We start from the raw sequence: 594 nt of genomic DNA, 5'->3' as shown, positions 1-594 counted from the left end.
CACCGTCTTCGTGTTTGCGTGAATCTCCTCAAATCTGAGGTCAGATAGAGAGCGGGAATTCTCTGGTCAACGTAGCAAAGAACAGGCGGCGGTTACCGACGCCCGCGCTGCCATACAGCGCGGACCGCCTTAGCGCCGTGCGGGTACGTCTCAGTCGTCGACGCCTGCGACGATGCGCGCGTCCCTATTTTTGTCGAACACGACCGTCTCGCGCTGGAAACTTTCCCTGACCATCATCTCGGTCACATCGCGCGCTAGTCCACGCGTCGCCATCAGCGCTTGGCGGTTAGGGTTCTCAGAGGCGGAACACGATACAGTTGCTTTGGCGGGGCGCTCTCGCTCGGCCAAATCCCACTGTAATTCCCCGGCCCCGGCGCCGGGCGCGCACGCTCACGGTAGCGCTTGGGGGTTGAATAAGATTGACGGCCCGCTGGCTGGGGGCTAGCGAGGCGTGAACGGGTTCGTATGCGTGGTCGGCGCCTGTACGCCCTTATGGTGACGGCGCCATGGCCGCGCCGACGCCTCTGCTCAATCGGAGCTCAGGCCTCGGGCTCGTAGTCCCACATGCCGGCGCCCAAGCTATCGCCGAGGCTT

The sequence above is a fragment of the Cupriavidus sp. 8B genome, from assembly GCF_054589115.1.
This window is presented reverse-complemented; position numbering follows the sequence as displayed.